Source organism: Gammaproteobacteria bacterium, assembly GCA_016199745.1.
GTDB lineage: Bacteria > Pseudomonadota > Gammaproteobacteria > Acidiferrobacterales > Sulfurifustaceae > JACQFZ01.
The window spans coordinates 43,774-61,706 of record JACQFZ010000070.1 but is presented as its reverse complement, the minus strand read 5'-3'; the positions used below and the strand labels follow the sequence as shown (position 1 = coordinate 61,706).

Here is a 17,933-nt window from a genome sequence, read left to right as displayed (position 1 = left end):
TTAGCCGCACTTTTTCACTGCCGATAAAATATCCAATGTTCGAACTCATTAAAGCCGGCGGCTGGGTCATGTGGCCCCTCATCCTTTGTTCAGTCGCAGCGCTCGCAATTATCGGCGAGCGTTTTTGGTCGCTGCAACGCAAGTACGTCTGCCCGCCGGGGTTGGTGCCGCAAGTTCAGCAATGGCTCACGCGTAACGAGCTCGACGACAATCGCATCAATCTGGTCCGCGGTAGCTCGCCGTTGGGACGCATCATCGCCGCCGGTCTAACCAATCGTCGGCACAATCGCGAAATCGTCAAAGAGGCGCTCGAAGACAGTGGCCGTCATGTTTCGCCCGAGCTCGAACGCTATTTGCGCACGCTCGGCACGATCGCTTCAATCGCACCGTTCCTCGGCTTGCTCGGCACCGTGCTCGGCATGATCCAAATGTTCACCGGCATCAGCAGCCAAGGCCTCGGTGATCCGTCGATCGTCGCCAATGGCATCTCGCAAGCGCTGGTCGCGACCGCGACCGGTTTATCGGTAGCGATCCCGAGCGTCATGTTCTATCGCTACTTCCGCGGTAAGGTGAACGATTTGCTGATCGACATGGAGCAGGAAGCGCTGAAGCTAGTCGAAGTGCTGCACGGTCAGCGCGAGAAGGACTAAGCCATGAATTTTCGCCCCGCACCGGACGAAGAACCGGAGATCAATCTGATTCCGCTGATCGACGTCTTGCTCATGACGTTGATCTTTTTGATCGTCACTACCAGCTTTGCCAAAGAATCGCGGCTGCAGGTGCGGTTGCCGGAGGCGGCGCCGCAGACGACGCCGGACAAACCGTCGTTGCGCGTTACCATCGATGCGAAAGGGCAGTACTACATCAACAATCAAGAGTTGCTGAACAGCAGCGCCGAAACCTTGCGCAACGCGATCGCCCGTGCTGCCGGTAACGGTGCCGGTGGCATTAACAAGGATCAGCTCATCGTGATCCATGCCGACGCCAAGAGTCCGCACGAATCGGTGGTGCGGGTGATGGATGCGGCGCGACGCCTGGGCCTAACGCAACTTACCTTTGCGACTCAGCAACCGGCCGAATCGGCGAAATGAGTTCAGACGCATCGTCGTACAAGGTTAGAGACGATATTAAGCTCTACCGCCGGCTTCTCGCCTACGCCTGGCCTTATAAATGGGTTTTCCTGATCGCCATCATCGGCATGGCGATCCTGGCGTCGAGCTCGGCCGGATTGTCGGAGACCATGCGAAAGCTGGTCAACGAAGGATTCGTCAAGCGCAATCTGCGCACGATGACGTACATCCCGTTGTCGATTATCGGGATCATTTTCGCGCGCGCGTTCGGTAATGTCATGGGACAGTACGGCATCGCCTGGATCGCGCGCCGTGTCACCTTCGATTTGCGGCAGGCGATGTTTTCCCACCTAGTGCATTTGCCCAGCGCCTTTTATGACGCGTATCCCTCGGGCGGATTGATTTCCAAACTGATCTTCGACGTCGAGCAAATCGCCGGCGCCGTTACTGAAGCCGTGACAACGCTCGTACGCGATGGCCTGATCGTCGTTGTCATGACGGTGTACATGTTGTTTCTAAGCTGGAAGCTGACGTTGCTGTTCGTCGTCATCACGCCGATATCGACGATATTGATGCGAGTGATGAGCCGGCGTTTCCGCAAAGCCAGCGGCCAGATTCAGGGTGGCATGGCCGAAATCTCGCAAGTCGCGCAAGAAGCGGTCGGCGGTCAGCGTATCGTCAAGGCATTCGGCGCAGAAACGACCGAGACCAACGTTTTTCGCCGCTCGAACGAACACGTGCGCCGGCATCACCTGCGCAAGAACGCGGTATCGGTGATCGGTGTCGGATTATTGCAATTGGTGGCGGCGTTGGCGTTGGCATCGGTCATTTATTTCGCGTTGCTTACGGGTGACATCAATGCCGGCGATTTCGTCGCCTACATTACCGCGGTAACGTTGATGATGGGGCCGTCGAAGAATCTGGCGAAGATCAACGAAATTATCCAAACCGGTCTGGCAGCTGCACAAAGCGTATTTACCTTGCTCGATGAACCGCTGGAAGCGGATACCGGTACCGTCAGCCGCGACCCAATCAGCGGTCACGTCGAATATCGCCACGTCACGTTTCGCTATCCGACGGCAAAAGACGAAGCGCTGGCGGACGTCTCTTTTACCATCGAGCCTGGGCAAACGTTGGCGTTGGTCGGCGCCTCCGGTAGTGGCAAGACGACGATCGGGAGCCTGCTGCCGCGTTTTTACCGCGTCAACGATGGCGAGATATTCATCGACGGCGTAAATATCAACGACTTCGTGCTCGCCAATCTGCGCTCGCACATCGCCGTCGTCGGTCAAGAGACGACGTTGTTCGACGACACGATTCGTAACAACATTGCTTATGGACAGGAGCAGGCCATCGACGAAGCGCGTTTGCAGGAAGCCGCGCGTGCTGCGCATGTCGTCGAGTTCGCCAGTTTGTTGCCCGAAGGGTTTGAAACGCGGGTCGGGGAGCGCGGTACGCGTCTGTCCGGCGGCCAGCGCCAGCGCGTCGCCATTGCCCGCGCCATATATAAGAATGCCCCAATCCTCATTCTCGACGAGGCAACGTCGGCGCTCGATGCCGAGTCCGAACGTTACGTCCAGGAGGCGATGCAGACGTTGCGTGCCAATCGGACGACCCTCGTCATTGCTCACCGTCTTTCGACCATTGAGCATGCCGATCGCATTATTGTGATGGCGCGCGGTCAGGTGGTCGAGACCGGTACGCACAAAGAGTTACTCGCGCGCGGCGGTGCTTATGCCGCGCTATACCGCCAACAGTTCGCCGAAAATTAATCCGGCCTCAACGGAAAATGCGCTGGCTCGAACGCCAATGGCAGCACCCCACGTTCGCCAGCGGTTTATTGCTGCCGCTCGCTTGGCTCTATCGTGGCGTTGTCGCGTTACGGCGTTATGCCTATCGCCGTGGTTGGTGTCGTTCGGTGCGAATGGCGATGCCGGTCGTCGTCGTCGGCAACATCAGTGTTGGCGGCACCGGCAAAACGCCGTTGGTCGTATGGTTGTCGCGTCGGCTCGAGACGCTCGGTTGGAAACCCGGCATCGTTACTCGCGGCTATGGCGGCAATGCGCGCGACTGGCCGCAACGCGTTACGCCTGACTCCGATCCAAAACTCATCGGTGACGAACCGCTACTGTTAGCGCTACGTACCGCACGTCCGGTCGTCGCCGATCCGGATCGCGTGCGCGCCGCTCAGCAATTACTCAGCAGCGGTTGCGACATCATCATCAGTGACGATGGCCTGCAACACTATCGCTTGGCGCGCGACCTCGAAATTGCCGTCATCGACGGCGAACGCCGCTTTGGCAATGGCCGGTTGTTACCGGCCGGGCCGTTGCGCGAACCGCCGGTGCGACTCAACAGCGTCGATGCCCGCATCATTCATGGTGCGACTGAACCCGGCGAATGGGGTATGACGTTAACGCCGACCGTATACCATCGCGTTAACGACCCGACGATCACTGCCGCCTTAGCAACATTCCACGGGAAAGAGGTGCACGCCGTCGCCGGCATCGGTCATCCACCGCGGTTCTTCGCCTTATTGCGCACGCTCGGCGTCAATCCGATGGAACATGCGTTTCCGGATCACCATCGATTTAGTGCGAGCGATCTTGCATTCCCGCCGGCGCATATCGTCATCATGACCGAAAAAGATGCGGTAAAATGCCAGGACTTCGCTGGCGATTCCGTCTGGTACTTATCTGTCGATGCGCGCGTCGATCCGCGCTTCGACCAATGGTTGCAACAACGACTGCGGGAGATGTATGGATAAAAAACTCGTCGATATTTTGGTATGTCCGACCTGTAAAGGCCCGCTGGTTTACGACAAGGCCAAGGCCGAGCTCGTGTGCCGCGCTGAACGCCTGGCGTTCCCGATTCGCGACGATATTCCGGTCATGCTGGAAGACGAAGCACGCCGGGTGCCGGAAGCGGAACTGCCGAAATAAACGCAATGCACATCATCATTCCTGCGCGCTATGCCTCCAGTCGTTTGCCCGGTAAACCGCTGGCCGATGTTGCCGGCAAGATGCTGTTGGAACGCGTGTACGAACGTGCGTGCGCGACCGGTGCGAAAACGGTGGTCATCACTACCGACGACGAACGTGTTCAGCGCGCCGCTGAAGGTTTCGGCGCTAAGGTTTGCATGACCGCCGCGACCCACGCCTCCGGCACCGATCGCATCGGCGAAGTCATCGACCGTCTTGGTATCGGCGCGGATGAAGTGGTGATCAATTTACAAGGTGACGAGCCGTTGATGCCGCCGCGTTTGATTCGCGAGGTTGGCGACACGCTGTTGCGTAAACCGAAGGCGATGGTCGCCACTGCCTGTCATCCGATTACCGACAGGGAAGCGTTTACTAATCCGAATGTCGTTAAAGTGGTCTGCGATATTGAAGGTTATGCCACCTATTTCAGCCGCGCGCCGATTCCGTGGCCGCGTACGCCAATGAGCGGCGGCACCGACCAACCGATTCAGGCGTTGCGCCATATCGGCTTGTACGCTTACCGCGCCGGTTTTGTCGCGCGCTATTGCGCCTGGGGACCGTGTCCGCCGGAAGAAACGGAACAGCTCGAGCAGTTGCGGGTGTTATGGCACGGCGAGCGTATCGCCGTCTGTATAACCGATGATGCCCCCGGTACCGGCGTAGATACGCCGGAAGACCTCGAGCGGGTGCGTCACTATTTTGCTAGCCGGTCGTGACAACATGGTACGCGTACTGTTCGTTTGCCTGGGTAATATCTGCCGGTCACCGATGGCTGAAGGGGTATTTCGCCGGCTAGTCGAGCAGGCAGGGTATGCCGATCGCGTGCACATCGATTCCGCCGGCACACACGCTTACCACATCGACCAGCCGCCCGACCTGCGCGCGCAAGCCGCGGCAGCGCGGCGTGGCGTCGATATCGCCATGCTGCGCGGTCGTCAGGCGCTGGCGGAGGATTTGTTGAGCCATGACTATGTGCTGGCGATGGACGACGAAAATTACGCGCACCTGCGCGCGTTATGTCCGCCGGAACATGAACACAAGGTTCGGTTGTTTCTGGAATTCGCCACGCGTTCGAACGAGCGCTTCGTTCCCGATCCGTATTACGGCGGTGCGAGTGGTTTCGATCGGGTGTTGGACTTGATTGAAGATGCCGCGGAAGGACTGCTCGCCGACATTCGTAAACGCACTTCTTAAAAATGCAGGGTGGACAAACGGTCCACCCTGCATTGCTAATTACTCTGTCTTAATCGAATCTTCATTATTCCGCGACGGCGCCGGTGCAGTTTCTATCTGAACCAAGCGCGGTTCTTCCGATCGTGCTGATGTCGCCGGTGGTGGCGTCGATTCTGTATGTTCCACGGGTGTTGCTGTTTGCGGTTCGCGTACATTCGGTGCCGCCGGCTCGCTGGGACGCGGGCTATGGGTACGTTCATGCTCACGATGTTCATGGTGCTCGTCTTGATTCGTCTGCTGCGATTCGCGAAACGATGGCTGCTCCGAGGCGCCTTCCGGCCGTAACTCTTGCGGACGATCACTCCCCGTACGACCGCGACGACCCCGGCGGCCACGACGGCGGCCACCGCCTTCGCGCCGCTCATTGCGACCCGCAGCGCCTTCCGGGGGTTGCGGGTTGGCGTTCGCTGGCCGTGGTGGCCGCGGCTGATGCTTCGGCGCATCGGCTACGGGCTTCGGAGTCGGCGGCGTATTCCGTTGTTGATGACGCGGACGTTGATGGTGCTCACGTTCGCGGTGTTCGCGCTCGCGGGGTGCCGATGTCGGTTGTGGTCGGGTAGTGCGCGGTTCTTTGGCTTTGACGGGGGTAGCCGGCGCGGAAGTGGCTTCCGGCTCGGTGCTGAAGAAATTGGTAATCAAGCGCTTGATGAAGCTGACCGGCTTCTTCGGCGCCAACGGCACAGGTGCTGGCGCATGGGTCAGCGGACCGATCGCCGGCTTTTCGGCGACTGGCACGACACGGGCCGGCGTTTCGTCTTCTTCCTCATCGACCAATTCGATCTCGTAGCTTGGAACATCGGCTTCGGAGTCGTACTCATCCATGCGTAACCGGCGGATATGGTAATGCGGCGTTTCGAGTGTCTCGTCCGGAATCAGCATGATCGGTGTACCGATACGCGATTCGATGGCGTTGATCTCGACGCGCTTTTCATTCAGCAGGTAGGTGGCGGTCGTTACCGGCAGATGTATATGTACTGCCGCGGTATTTTCCTTCATCGCTTCTTCCTGAATCATGCGCAGGATGGAGAGGGCGGAGGAGCGTACCGAACGAATCACGCCGGTGCCGCTACAGCGCGGACACACCAGGCTCGACGACTCGCCAAGCGATGGCCGCAACCGTTGGCGCGACATTTCCAACAAGCCGAAGCGGGAGATGCGACCAACCTGTACGCGCGCGCGGTCGACCTTAAGCGCTTCGGTGATACGGTTTTCGACCATCCGCTGGTTGCGCACCGGTGTCATGTCGATGAAGTCGATGACGATCAGGCCACCCAAGTCGCGCAACCGTAATTGGCGTGCGACTTCATCGGCGGCTTCGAGATTGGTATTGAGGGCGGTTTCCTCGATGTCCGCGCCCTTGGTGGCGCGTGCCGAGTTGACATCGATCGTGACTAGCGCTTCAGTTTTGTCGAACACGATGGCGCCACCGGACTCGAGGCGCACTTCGCGTGAGAATGCCGATTCGATCTGATGCTCGATCTGAAAGCGCGAGAACAATGAGGTCTCGTCGGCGTACAGCTTAAGCCGCTCGACCCATTGCGGCGCCACTTGCTGCATGAACTTCTTCATGCGCTCGTGGATTTCGGGGTTGTCGACTAATACTTCGCCGATGTCCTGACGCAGATAATCGCGAGTCGCGCGGACCACGAGATTACTTTCTTGGTAAACCAAGAATGGCGCTGAACGTTCAACCGCTGCCTTAGTAATGGCATCCCACAGATGAATCAGGTAATCGAGATCCCATTGCAACTCTTCGGCACTACGGCCGATGCCGGCCGTGCGGGCGATCAACGAGTAGTCGTCGGGGATCGTGAGCTGAGCCATGGCTTCGCGGAGTTCGGCGCGCTCTTCGCCTTCAATCCGACGCGAGATGCCGCCACCCTTGGGGTTGTTCGGCATGAGTACCAGATAACGTCCGGCGAGACTAATAAAGGTGGTAAGGGCGGCGCCTTTGGTGCCGCGCTCTTCTTTATCGACCTGCACGACGAGCTCTTGGCCTTCCTTGACGACGTCCTTAATCTTGACGGAGCCAAGGGGTGTTTTGTCGTCGTAACCGCTGAAGTAACTGCGCGAGATTTCTTTGAGGGGGAGAAAGCCTTGACGCTCGGTACCGTAATCCACAAACGCCGCTTCTAGGCTGGGCTCGACGCGCGTGATACGCGCTTTGTAGATGTTGCCCTTTTTTTGTTGATAACTGGATGACTCTATATCTAAATCGAGGAGTTTTTGGCCGTCGACGATGGCAAGCCGCAACTCTTCCGGATGAGTTGCATTAAACAATATTCTTTTCATTTAAAATCCCCGACGCTCGGGGTTCACGCAGCATAAGGCAGGCGTGTGTGGCCATGCGGCACCCTGCGGGAAGCGGCACATCGTCGAGTGACGGGCGCTAAGCCGGCCTGGTGCGAAAACCCGTTTGCGTCTTACTGTGCGTCCCTACTATTGACTAGGGGGGTGAGAGACGCTGAACCCTTGTTATCCGGCAGGCTTACTCGAAAGTGGGATATGGATTCACTGCGGTCTGCTTGCCGGGACGGTACCGGTACGCTTTGTCCCGGTATGGAAAAATGTTCTATCTGACACGAATCAAAATAGGCCAATCGGGGCGTTCGTCGGTTGGCCCTTGACACCGTATCAAAAGATACAACGTGGGCACTATATCAATGAACTTACCCAGCAGCAATCAGCAAGTAGGGCAATTTAAATGAAAAAACAGGAATCCATGGAGGTGCGCTACGTCGAAATCGACGAGGCGCGCGAGGGCCAGCGCCTAGACAATTTTTTGCTGGGGCAACTGAAAGGCGTCCCTAAAAGTCATGTTTATCGGCTATTGCGGCGTGGCGAAGTTCGGGTTAATCGCGGTCGGGTAAAGCCGGATTACCGCTTACAGGCGGGCGATAGCGTCCGAATTCCACCGGTTCGGCAGGTGGTAAAGGTACAACCGGACGGGGACGGGTTCGAATGGTTGTTGCAACGAGTGCTGCACGAGGATGCCGACCTGTTGGTGCTCGACAAACCGGCCGGTCTCGCGGTGCACGGCGGTAGTGGTGTGCAGATCGGCCTAATCGAGGCGCTGCGCGGATTGCGGCCGGACGTGCCGATGCTGGAGCTGGTGCATCGCTTGGACCGGGACACCTCCGGTTGCCTGTTGTTGGCGAAACACCGACAAGCGCTATTGGCAATGCACGAGGCGCTGCGCGAAGGACGCATGGAGAAGCAATACCTGGCGCTGGTGCAGGGACGCTGGCGCGGCGGACCGCGAACGATACAAGCGGCGCTGGCGCGCGATCAAATGAGCAGCGGCGGCGAGCGGCGCGTCGGCGTAAGCGAAGACGGGCGCGAGGCGGAAAGCCTGTTCACGCCGAAGGGCTTTTACGGCTCGGCGACGTTAATGGAAGTCACGCTCGTGACCGGCCGCACGCACCAAGCGCGCGTGCATGCGGTTCACGCCGGCCACCCGATCGCCGGCGATGATAAATACGGCGAACGCGACTTCAACCGCGCCGTGCGTAAGGTCGGGCTGAAACGATTGTTCCTGCACGCCGCGCGCGTGCGGTTCATTCACCCGACGAAAGAAGTTACCATCGACATCGAAGCGCCTCTGCCAACCGAGCTGTCTCAAGTCCTGGAACGCCTGCGTGATACGTCCTCGTTATGACCTGATCGTTTTCGATTGGGACGGTACTCTCATGGATTCTGCCGCCAAAATCGTTCGCTGCTTTCAATTGGCGGCGGCCGATATCGGCCTAATACCGCCGAGCGATGCTGAGATTCGTAACATCATTGGATTGGCGTTGCGCGAAGCGATTGCCGTATTGCTACCCAATGCTGAGGCCGGCGCGCGCGAGCGGTTGGCCGATCGTTATCGTGATCACTTCGTACATTTAGACGAAACAGAAACGGTGCTGTTTCCCGGCGTCGAAGCGGGGCTGCAACGATTAGTCGACTCTGGCTATCAACTGGCGATCGCCACCGGCAAAGCGAGACGTGGCTTGGACCGCGTGTTGAGCGAAACGGCTATCGGCGCACATTTTTGTGTCACACGTTGTGCCGACGAAGCCTATTCCAAACCGCACCCGCAAATGCTGCACGATATTCTCGATTACACCGGCATAACTCCGGATCGTGCACTGATGGTGGGCGATACCACTTACGATTTGGAAATGGCCGCTGCTGCCAAGATGGGCGGTTTGGCCGTGAGCTACGGCGCGCATGCACGCGAACGTTTATTGGCGCTTGCGCCACTTGGCTGTTGCGATTCGTTTGTCGAGGTTTGCCAGTGGATCAAGCCCGGCAATTAATTTGTGCCAGTACGGCGTTAGTCGATGGCGCCGATGGCGTGCGCTTTACCGTGCGCCGTGACGATGGGACCTTTCCCGCTTTTGCAGTACGGTATCGCGGTCACGTGCATGCTTATGTCAATCGCTGTACGCATCGCGGTGTCGAGTTGGATTGGGCGCCCGGTCGATTCTTTGACGCAGACGGTCGCCATCTGATTTGTGCTACCCATGGCGCGCTGCATCATCCAGAAACCGGTGCTTGCATGGGGGGTCCTTGTAACGGGGGACTGGCCAAGCTCGAAGTAATCGAGAACAATGATTGCATTCATCTTGCGACATTCTGCGACGAGGTTATTCCGTGACCGACCCAAAAAATGAAACACCATCTTCACCAGAAAACCGTACGGCCGGTTGGGAACGCGATCTGCTAGAGCGATTTGCTTTCGCTAGTCTCACCGAACAACGGCGTGCCCGCCGTTGGAGTATCTTCTTCAAACTGTTCTTCGTCATTTATCTATTGTTCGTGTTGTTGATGGCTCTCAGTAATGGCCTCGGCAGTCATGGGTTGTCGACGCATCACACGGCGTTGGTCGAGCTCGACGGCACTATTGAAACCGACGGCCTGGCGGGTGCCGATGCTGTTATTACCGGTTTGCGCAGCGCCTTCGAAGATACCAACGCGCTCGGTGTAATTATCCGTGCCAACAGTCCTGGCGGCAGTCCGGTGCAGGCCGGTTATATCTACGACGAAATCAAACGCCTGCGTGCGAAGTATCCAAAGATGCCGGTCTATGGTGTCGTTACCGACGTCTGTGCCTCGGCGTGCTATTACGCATTGGCGGCAACTGACAAGATCTACGCCGATCGCGCCAGCATCGTCGGTTCCATCGGCGTGTTAATGGATGGGTTTGGGTTCGTCGATACCATGAAAAAGTTCGGCGTTGAGCGACGTTTGCTCACTGCCGGGGAGAATAAAGGATTTCTCGATCCGTTCTCGCCGATGACGCCAGCACACCGCGAGCGCATGAAAGTTATTCTCAATAGCGTCCACCAACAGTTTATCGAGCGCGTGCGTGACGGCCGTGGTCAACAATTGAAAGAAACCAAAGATATGTATTCCGGAATGTTCTGGACCGGCGAAGAGGCGTTGAAGCTTGGGCTAATCGACGATTTCGGCAGTGCTAGCTTCGTTGCCCGCGAAGTGATCGGCGCTGAAGATCTTGTCGACCACTCATTACACGAGGACATGCTCGATCGCTTTACGCGTCAATTCGGTGCGTCGATCGCCGGCGCACTGGGCATCCGCACGCGCGGAACCGCGCCGCAGTTGCGATAGAGCGCTAAACGACCACCACGCCTTCGTTCTCCAACATCCGTATCAAACGGATCAATGGGAGACCGATGAGCGTGTTGGGATCGTCGCCTTCGAAACGCTCGATCAGCACGATACCGAGGCCTTCGGACTTAACGCTGCCCGCGCAGTTGTAGGGCTTTTCCTTGTGCAAATAAGACTCGATTTGCGCGTTGGTGAGCTGCCGAAACAAGACCCGGTAAGGGATTACCTCGCTTTGGAGGCGGCCGGTACCGGCATTTAATAGGGCTAAGCCGGTGTAGAGTGTAACTTTCTTGCCCGATGCTGCCTGTAGTTGCTTGACCGCTTCGGCATGGGTGCCCGGTTTGCTGACAATGGCGCCATCATAGATGGCCACTTGGTCCGAACCGATAATGAGCGCATCCGGTCGGCGCTCGCCAATGGCCCGTGCCTTGGCAACCGCCAGCCGCTCCACCAGCGTCATTGGTGATTCGCCGGGCAGCGGCCGTTCGTCGACATCGGGCGCGATTGCCTCGAAAGGGAGCTGCAAACGCGCCAGCAGCTCGCGCCGGTAGGGCGACGAAGAAGCCAGGATTAGCGGTAGATTCGTCATAGCAGGGATTGGATCTATAAGAAGTTAGTGAAAGAAGCTAGATAGGTGGCGATCCTGCCCGGTCGACGGCCGCAGGTAAAGTCGGGGCAGTCCCAAAGTTTTTAATACCTTGTTTTGACACAGGTTACCGTCACCATTAAGATGCGCGCCTTATGTCTGCTGGCTGGCCTTCGACGATCGATCCCATTCAGCTTGCCGATCAAGGTGCGCGCTTAACCGGCGAGCTTCCGCTTAAAGGAATGCAGCGGCTGATCGACATGTGCCTGGATGATGCTGGGTCGGCTATGATCGACCTACAGTTCGACCGTAGTCAGGGCGACGGTGTGCGCACGATGGTTGGCAGGGTCCATGCGCGACTGCGGATGACTTGTCAGCGTTGTCTGCGACCGTTCGAGTTAGCGGTACGAACCGAACCGCGGTTGTTGTTACTGCGTCCCCGCGAGCGCGAGGATTTGCTCGAAAACGGCGATGCGTTAGTGGTCGAACAATCGATCCCGCTGAGCAGCCTGGTGGAAGATGAGCTGTTACTGGTGATGCCGATGGTGCCGATGCATGCACCGGCGGATTGTCCGGTAACGAGAAAAAGCGCGGGCAGTCAGCCGCAGCCAACAGAAGACAGTCGGCCCAATCCATTTTCCGTGCTGGAAAGACTGAAACGCACGGATCATTAATCTACTCAGTCAGTTTTAAGGAGTTCAAATGGCAGTCCAGAAAAGCCGAGTATCACCGTCACGGCGTGGCATGCGGCGCGCGCACGACAAGTTGACCACGTCGACCCTGGCGGTCGACAAGACCAGCGGCGAAACCCATCGCCGTCATCACGTGACCCGCGACGGCTACTATCGTGGCCGTAAGGTAATCGACAACAGCGCCGAGTAGTAGCGCGCACTTGCAAGGCGAAGGCGACATCGCTTGATCACCATTGCGCTCGACGCGATGGGAGGCGATCACGGTCCGTCCGTTACCGTTCCCGCCGCCCTCGCGGCGCTGACGAAAGAGTCGACGCTCAAGCTCGTTCTTGTCGGTCGTCGTGAAGTTTTGCTCGAAGAGCTCGCGCGTCATGGCGCGAGTGAGCACCCGCGTCTGCAAATTCATCACGCCGCCGAAGTCGTCGATATGGACGAGCCACCGGCACAGGCGCTGCGCAACAAAAAAGTATCGTCCATGCGCTTGGCCATTGAGTTGGTGAAGCAGGGCGAAGCGCAAGCGGCGGTGTCGGCCGGCAACACCGGCGCCTTGATGGCGACCGCGCGGTTCGTGCTGAAAACCATTCCTGGCATCGATCGTCCCGCTATCGTAAAAACATTACCGACCACGCGTGGTCGCACGCACATGCTCGATCTCGGCGCTAATGTCGATTGCACTCCCGAGCAGCTGGTGCAGTTCGCCATCATGGGCTCGATATTGGTTAGCGCCATCGACGGCAAACCGCGTCCGCGCGTCGGCCTGCTAAATATCGGCCAGGAAGACATTAAAGGCACGGAAGCGGTAAAGAAGGCGGCCGCGTTGTTGCGCGCAAGTCATGCGAACTACGCCGGTTATATCGAAGGCAATCAGATCTACACGGGCGATTTCGATGTCGTCGTCTGCGACGGGTTTGTCGGCAACGTCGCTCTGAAAACCAGCGAAGGCTTGGCGAATATGCTGTCGCACTTCATGCGCGACGAGTTTGGACGCAGTTGGTTGCGAAAGCTGGCAGCATTAGTGGCGCTGCCGGTGCTACGTTCGTTTCGTCAGCGCGTCGATACGCGACGTTACAACGGCGCGACCCTCATCGGTCTTAACGGCACCGTCGTCAAAAGTCATGGCGGTGCCGATGCCTTCTCTTTCGAATACGCAATCTACGAAGCACTTGCCGAAGTTCACAACCGCGTGCCGGAACGTATCGCCCGTGAGTTGCTCGGCATGCTTGGCACTGGCCAAGTGGCATGAAACATACCCGCATTCTCGGCACCGGCAGCCATCTTCCGGTGAAAATCGTAACGAACGCCGATCTCGAAAAGATCGTCGATACGTCCGATCACTGGATCGTTGAGCGCACCGGCATTCGCCAACGCCATATCGCCGGACCGGAAGAGACCACCAGCAGTCTGGCACTCGAAGCGTCCAAGCGCGCACTAACAGCGGCCGGCATCAGTGCGCAAGACATTGACCTGATTATCGTCGCCACCACCACACCTGATCTGGTATTTCCGAGTACCGCCTGCCTGTTGCAGGATCAGCTCGGGATCCAAGGTTGCGCCGCATTCGACGTGCAAGCGGTGTGCACCGGTTTTGTGTATGCGTTATCGATCGCCGATAAATTTATCCGTACCGGCAGTGCGCGCCACGCGCTGGTAGTCGGTGCCGAAACAATGTCGCGCATTCTCGATTGGAGCGACCGCGGTACCTGCGTGCTTTTCGGCGATGGTGCGGGTGCTGTTGTGGTCGGTGCCGCTGACGCGCCTGGCATAATCTCGTCGCACTTGCACGCCGACGGTCGCTACAAAGATCTATTGTGTGTGCCGGCCGGTATTTCCAGGAACAGCGAGCAACTCGCCGGCAGCGGTCGTTACCTGCACATGAAGGGCAGCGAAGTGTTCAAGGTGGCAGTGACCACGCTCGGCCAGATTGTCGATGAAACACTCGAAGCCAATGGTTTGCAGAAGTCGGACATCCAATGGCTCGTGCCGCATCAAGCGAACGTCCGTATCATTACTGCCACCGCGAAGAAGCTCGGTATGCCGATGGATCGGGTTGTGCTTACGGTCGATCGCCACGGTAACACCTCGGCCGCTTCCATTCCGCTGGCGTTCGATGAAGCGGTGCGCGATGGCCGCATTAAGCGCGGCGACACCGTGCTGATGGAAGCATTCGGCGGTGGCTTCACCTGGGGATCGGTTTTGTTGAAGTACTAACTCACGGATGTCTTAGCGATGACACTCGCATTCGTTTTTCCCGGGCAAGGCTCGCAGTCGGTGGGAATGCTGCATGAGCTCGCGCAAGCCCACACGCAAGTGCGCGATACATTCGCCGAGGCCGCGGCAGCGCTCGGTTTCGATCTATGGTCCATCGTCAGCAATGGGCCGGAAGAACGGCTCAATCAAACAGAAATCACGCAACCGGCGATGCTGTCTGCCGGCGTTGCTACGTGGCGCGTATGGCGCGCACAAGGCGGCGCCATGCCGGCGACGATGGCCGGTCATAGCCTCGGCGAGTACACCGCGCTTGTTTGCGCCGGCGCCCTCGACTTCACCGATGCGGTCCGCTTAGTTGCCGACCGCGCGCGTTACATGCAGGAAGCGGTGCCGGTAGGGCAGGGTGGAATGGCCGCCGTGCTCGGGCTTGAAGATGATGCCGTGCGCGCGTTGTGCGTGCAGGCTGCCGAAGGTGATGTGCTCGAAGCGGTCAACTTTAACTCGCCCGGTCAAATCGTGATTGCGGGAACCGCTGCCGCTATCGCGCGCGCGGTAGTGCTGGCGAAAGAAGCGGGTGCCAAACGAGCGTTAGCGCTACCGGTTAGTGTGCCGTCGCATTGTGCACTGATGGCGCCGGCGGCGGCGCGCATGGCGGAACGTTTCAAGTCGGTCAACCTACGCGTGCCGACGGTGCCGGTCGTGCATAATGTCAGTGCGCGCGCTGAAGCTGATGTAAATGCGATTCGCGACGCGTTGACACGGCAGATTGCCGCACCGGTGCGTTGGGTTGAGACGGTCGAGCAAATAACGAACAATGGTGCGCGCACATTCATCGAATGCGGTCCCGGTAAAGTTTTAACCGGTCTCAATAAGCGCATCCGCCGCGAGCTCGATTGCCGCGCCGTATACGATTCTCAATCATTGCAAGATACGCTGGCGGCATTACAGTAAGCCGCGCCGGCCTGATCGATAAGAGAGAATTCATGCTGTTGCAAAACGAAGTAGCGTTGATTACCGGCGCGAGTCGTGGTATCGGTCGCGCGATCGCGTTGGAATTGGGTCGCCAAGGGGCCTGCATTGTCGGCACCGCGACTTCCAGCGAAGGCGCCGAAAATATCGAGAAAGGACTGAAGGAAAATGGGACTAACGGTATCGGCCGCGTGCTTAATGTCACCCAAGCCGACAGCATCGATGCGTTGCTCGCAGAGATGGGAAAAACCGTTGGGATGCCGACTATTTTGATCAATAATGCCGGCATTACCCGCGATGGGCTGCTGTTGCGTATGTCGGAAGCCGATTGGGATGCCATTTTCGACACCAATCTGAAGTCCGTTTATCGCCTGACGAAGGCATGCCTGCGCTCCATGACCAAAGCGCGCAAGGGCCGTATCATCAGCGTGACCTCGGTGGTTGCGGCGATCGGCAATGCCGGCCAAACCAACTATGCCGCTGCCAAGGCAGGTATTATAGGTTTCACGCGTTCGCTGGCGCGCGAGGTTGGAAGTCGTAATGTAACGGTCAACGCCGTGGCACCGGGGTTTGTCGATACCGATATGGCGCGTGCATTGCCGGAAGCGAGCCGGCAAGCGCTGATCGGGCAAATTCCGCTCGGTCGGCTAGGGCTCGCCGAGGAAATTGCGCATGCGGTCGCGTTTCTCGCATCGCCGCAGGCAGCCTATATCACCGGTACAACCCTGCATGTGAATGGCGGGATGTACATGGGCTGACAACTCGGCTTGCCGGGTTCGCGCAAACTGTGATATCTATGCGGCCGCATTAGGCCAATCGGCCGTGATTCTATTAGTCAGTAACGATTAGCCTGTAGAATTGCGAAAAATCCCACCCACTGCCCGCTCGCCGTTGGTGGCGGGTAGGCGGAACGAGTCATACTTCGGAGGAACTCTTTGCCATGAGTAGTGTAGAGGAACGCGTCAAAAAGATTGTGGTAGAACAGCTGGGCGTAAATGAGACTGAAGTTACCGGCGACGCCTCCTTCGTGGATGATCTGGGCGCTGACTCTTTGGATACGGTCGAGCTCGTGATGGCACTGGAAGAAGAGTTCGATTGTGAAATCCCGGACGAAGAGGCCGAGAAGATCACCACGGTGCGCCAGGCGGTCGACTATATCAATTCGCATCTCAACTAATATTCTTCTGTTCGGCCGGCCGCCATCGTTTGCGATGACGGCCGGCCGAGCCTGCACCTTCTTGCGTACCCGCTCGCGCGAGGAACTCTGTCCTTGAATAAACGGCGCGTTGTCATCACCGGCATCGGTATCGTTTCGCCCCTAGGTATAGGCGTCGATGAAAATTGGAAGGCGATTCTTGCCGGTCGCAGTGGTATCAGTCGCATCACCCATTTTGATGCAACCGGCTTTCCGTCGCAGATTGCCGGGGAAGTGAAAGATTTCGATCCGACCCGCTTTATGAGCGATAAGGAAGCGCGGCGTATGGATCGCTTCATGCAACTTGGTATGGTTGCCGGCATCGAAGCGTTCAAAAATTCCGGTCTACAAGTTACCGACGCCAACGCTGAGCACATCGGCGTGCATATGGGTTCAGGCATCGGCGGGATCGAAACCATCGAAGGCATGACCGAAACGTTGCGCGAGAAAGGTTCGCGTCGCATCTCGCCGTTCTACGTACCGGCTGCCATCATTAATATGATTTCCGGCCATCTGTCGATCATGTTTGGTCTCAAGGGGCCGAACTTGGCGATGGTTACTGCCTGCTCGACAGCAACGCATGCCATCGGCGACGCCGGTCGACTGATCGAATACGGCGATGCCGACGTCATGATTGCCGGCGGTTCCGAGGCGGCGATTACCCCGACCAGCATGGGCGGCTTCGGCAATTCCAAAGCGCTATCCACTCGCAACGATAGTCCCGAGACGGCGAGCCGGCCGTGGGATACCGATCGTGACGGTTTCGTTATGGGCGAAGGTGGCGGCGCAGTAGTGTTAGAAGAATACGAACACGCCAAACGACGCGGTGCACGCATCTACGCCGAGCTCATCGGCTTCGGCCTGAGCGGTGATGCGTTCCATATGACTAGCCCACCCGAAGGCGGCGAAGGTGCGGCGCGTTGCATGCGCAATGCGTTGCGTAATGCCGGCGTCAATACCGGTGATGTGCAGTATGTGAACGCGCACGGCACATCGACTCCGCTGGGCGATCTTGCCGAGACGCTCGCCATCAAAGCGGCATTTGCCGATCATGCACGCCGGTTGGCGGTTAGCTCGACTAAGTCCATGACCGGTCATTTACTCGGTGCCGCTGGCGGTGTCGAGGCGATCTACACCGCGCTGGCGGTGTACCACCAGATTGCACCGGCGACCATCAACCTAACGACGCCGGATCCGCAATGCGATCTCGATTACATCCCGGGCAGTGCGCGCGAGATGAAAATCGATGTCGCCATCTCCAACTCGTTTGGCTTTGGCGGCACTAACGGCACGCTGGTATTGCGCCGACTGGCGTGACGCCGGCGATCCGTTTCATCCTTCCTCGCATAAATCCCGCAACGGCGCTTGAACAGGCGCCGTCTG

21 protein-coding genes are annotated in these 17,933 nt (G+C 58.2%); 19 read left to right on the top strand and 2 right to left on the bottom strand.

The genetic code is table 11. The features are described from left to right. Positions 1 to 35 precede the first annotated feature (35 nt). The 7 genes from HY308_18230 to HY308_18200 are packed head-to-tail and all read left to right on the top strand — an operon-like array spanning position 36 to position 5,245. Entirely contained in the window at positions 36 to 650 is a 615-nt protein-coding gene (locus HY308_18230) for a MotA/TolQ/ExbB proton channel family protein (protein MBI3900206.1), read from the top strand. Positions 651 to 653: 3 nt separating this feature from the next. Continuing rightward, positions 654 to 1,091 carry a biopolymer transporter ExbD gene (locus HY308_18225; GenBank protein ID MBI3900205.1) on the top strand — a complete coding sequence of 146 codons (438 nt, stop codon included), beginning with the start codon at positions 654 to 656 and terminating at the stop codon, positions 1,089 to 1,091. Then, positions 1,088 to 2,842 (top strand): lipid A export permease/ATP-binding protein MsbA, encoded by a 1,755-nt coding sequence (msbA, locus tag HY308_18220; GenBank protein MBI3900204.1) that lies wholly within the window; start codon positions 1,088 to 1,090, stop codon positions 2,840 to 2,842. The genes HY308_18225 and msbA overlap by 4 nt, the downstream gene beginning before the upstream one ends. A gap of 17 nt (positions 2,843 to 2,859) precedes the next feature. Continuing rightward, positions 2,860 to 3,837, top strand: a complete 978-nt coding sequence (locus HY308_18215; protein ID MBI3900203.1) for a tetraacyldisaccharide 4'-kinase — start codon at positions 2,860 to 2,862, stop codon at positions 3,835 to 3,837. After that, complete coding sequence (locus HY308_18210; GenBank protein ID MBI3900202.1) at positions 3,830 to 4,012, top strand: Trm112 family protein; 183 nt, start codon at positions 3,830 to 3,832, stop codon at positions 4,010 to 4,012. The genes HY308_18215 and HY308_18210 overlap by 8 nt, the downstream gene beginning before the upstream one ends. A gap of 5 nt (positions 4,013 to 4,017) precedes the next feature. Then, positions 4,018 to 4,767 carry a 3-deoxy-manno-octulosonate cytidylyltransferase gene (gene kdsB, locus HY308_18205; GenBank protein MBI3900201.1) on the top strand — a complete coding sequence of 250 codons (750 nt, stop codon included), beginning with the start codon at positions 4,018 to 4,020 and terminating at the stop codon, positions 4,765 to 4,767. A gap of 4 nt (positions 4,768 to 4,771) precedes the next feature. After that, on the top strand, positions 4,772 to 5,245 hold the full coding sequence (locus HY308_18200) for a low molecular weight phosphotyrosine protein phosphatase (GenBank protein ID MBI3900200.1): 474 nt from the start codon (positions 4,772 to 4,774) through the stop codon (positions 5,243 to 5,245). A 39-nt stretch (positions 5,246 to 5,284) separates the two neighbouring features. On the opposite strand, the gene HY308_18195 is transcribed toward HY308_18200, so the two are convergent. Continuing rightward, positions 5,285 to 7,576: an Rne/Rng family ribonuclease gene (locus HY308_18195; protein ID MBI3900199.1), complete on the bottom strand. Its 2,292-nt coding sequence runs from the start codon at positions 7,574 to 7,576 to the stop codon at positions 5,285 to 5,287. Between the two features lie 412 nt (positions 7,577 to 7,988). Between HY308_18195 and rluC the strand changes: the two genes are divergently transcribed. Genes rluC through HY308_18175 form a run of 4 tightly spaced genes read left to right on the top strand, consistent with a single transcriptional unit; the run spans position 7,989 to position 10,900 of the window. Further along, on the top strand, positions 7,989 to 8,942 hold the full coding sequence (gene rluC / locus HY308_18190; protein ID MBI3900198.1) for a 23S rRNA pseudouridine(955/2504/2580) synthase RluC: 954 nt from the start codon (positions 7,989 to 7,991) through the stop codon (positions 8,940 to 8,942). Continuing rightward, positions 8,926 to 9,585, top strand: a complete 660-nt coding sequence (locus HY308_18185) for an HAD-IA family hydrolase (GenBank protein ID MBI3900197.1) — start codon at positions 8,926 to 8,928, stop codon at positions 9,583 to 9,585. The genes rluC and HY308_18185 overlap by 17 nt, the downstream gene beginning before the upstream one ends. Then, a complete protein-coding gene (locus HY308_18180) occupies positions 9,558 to 9,926 on the top strand; it encodes a Rieske 2Fe-2S domain-containing protein (GenBank protein ID MBI3900196.1) in 369 nt (122 codons plus the stop codon). The genes HY308_18185 and HY308_18180 overlap by 28 nt, the downstream gene beginning before the upstream one ends. Further along, positions 9,923 to 10,900 (top strand): S49 family peptidase, encoded by a 978-nt coding sequence (locus HY308_18175; GenBank protein MBI3900195.1) that lies wholly within the window; start codon positions 9,923 to 9,925, stop codon positions 10,898 to 10,900. Before HY308_18180 ends, HY308_18175 begins: the two co-directional genes overlap by 4 nt. A 4-nt stretch (positions 10,901 to 10,904) precedes the next feature. Here the strand turns inward: HY308_18175 and maf are convergent, their stop codons facing one another. Further along, positions 10,905 to 11,489: a septum formation inhibitor Maf gene (maf, locus tag HY308_18170; protein MBI3900194.1), complete on the bottom strand. Its 585-nt coding sequence runs from the start codon at positions 11,487 to 11,489 to the stop codon at positions 10,905 to 10,907. Between the two features lie 152 nt (positions 11,490 to 11,641). Between maf and HY308_18165 the strand changes: the two genes are divergently transcribed. From HY308_18165 to fabF, 8 genes are all read left to right on the top strand, one after another. After that, entirely contained in the window at positions 11,642 to 12,160 is a 519-nt protein-coding gene (locus tag HY308_18165) for a DUF177 domain-containing protein (protein MBI3900193.1), read from the top strand. A 28-nt stretch (positions 12,161 to 12,188) separates the two neighbouring features. Then, complete coding sequence (rpmF, locus tag HY308_18160; protein ID MBI3900192.1) at positions 12,189 to 12,368, top strand: 50S ribosomal protein L32; 180 nt, start codon at positions 12,189 to 12,191, stop codon at positions 12,366 to 12,368. 57 nt (positions 12,369 to 12,425) lie between these two features. Continuing rightward, a complete protein-coding gene (gene plsX, locus HY308_18155; GenBank protein ID MBI3900191.1) occupies positions 12,426 to 13,421 on the top strand; it encodes a phosphate acyltransferase PlsX in 996 nt (331 codons plus the stop codon). Next, entirely contained in the window at positions 13,418 to 14,386 is a 969-nt protein-coding gene (locus tag HY308_18150) for a ketoacyl-ACP synthase III (protein ID MBI3900190.1), read from the top strand. Before plsX ends, HY308_18150 begins: the two co-directional genes overlap by 4 nt. An 18-nt stretch (positions 14,387 to 14,404) precedes the next feature. Next, a complete protein-coding gene (gene fabD / locus HY308_18145) occupies positions 14,405 to 15,337 on the top strand; it encodes an ACP S-malonyltransferase (GenBank protein ID MBI3900189.1) in 933 nt (310 codons plus the stop codon). A 32-nt stretch (positions 15,338 to 15,369) separates the two neighbouring features. After that, entirely contained in the window at positions 15,370 to 16,113 is a 744-nt protein-coding gene (gene fabG / locus HY308_18140) for a 3-oxoacyl-ACP reductase FabG (protein ID MBI3900188.1), read from the top strand. A gap of 182 nt (positions 16,114 to 16,295) precedes the next feature. After that, positions 16,296 to 16,532: an acyl carrier protein gene (acpP, locus tag HY308_18135; GenBank protein ID MBI3900187.1), complete on the top strand. Its 237-nt coding sequence runs from the start codon at positions 16,296 to 16,298 to the stop codon at positions 16,530 to 16,532. A gap of 93 nt (positions 16,533 to 16,625) precedes the next feature. Next, complete coding sequence (fabF, locus tag HY308_18130; protein MBI3900186.1) at positions 16,626 to 17,867, top strand: beta-ketoacyl-ACP synthase II; 1,242 nt, start codon at positions 16,626 to 16,628, stop codon at positions 17,865 to 17,867. Positions 17,868 to 17,933: the final 66 nt, after the last annotated feature.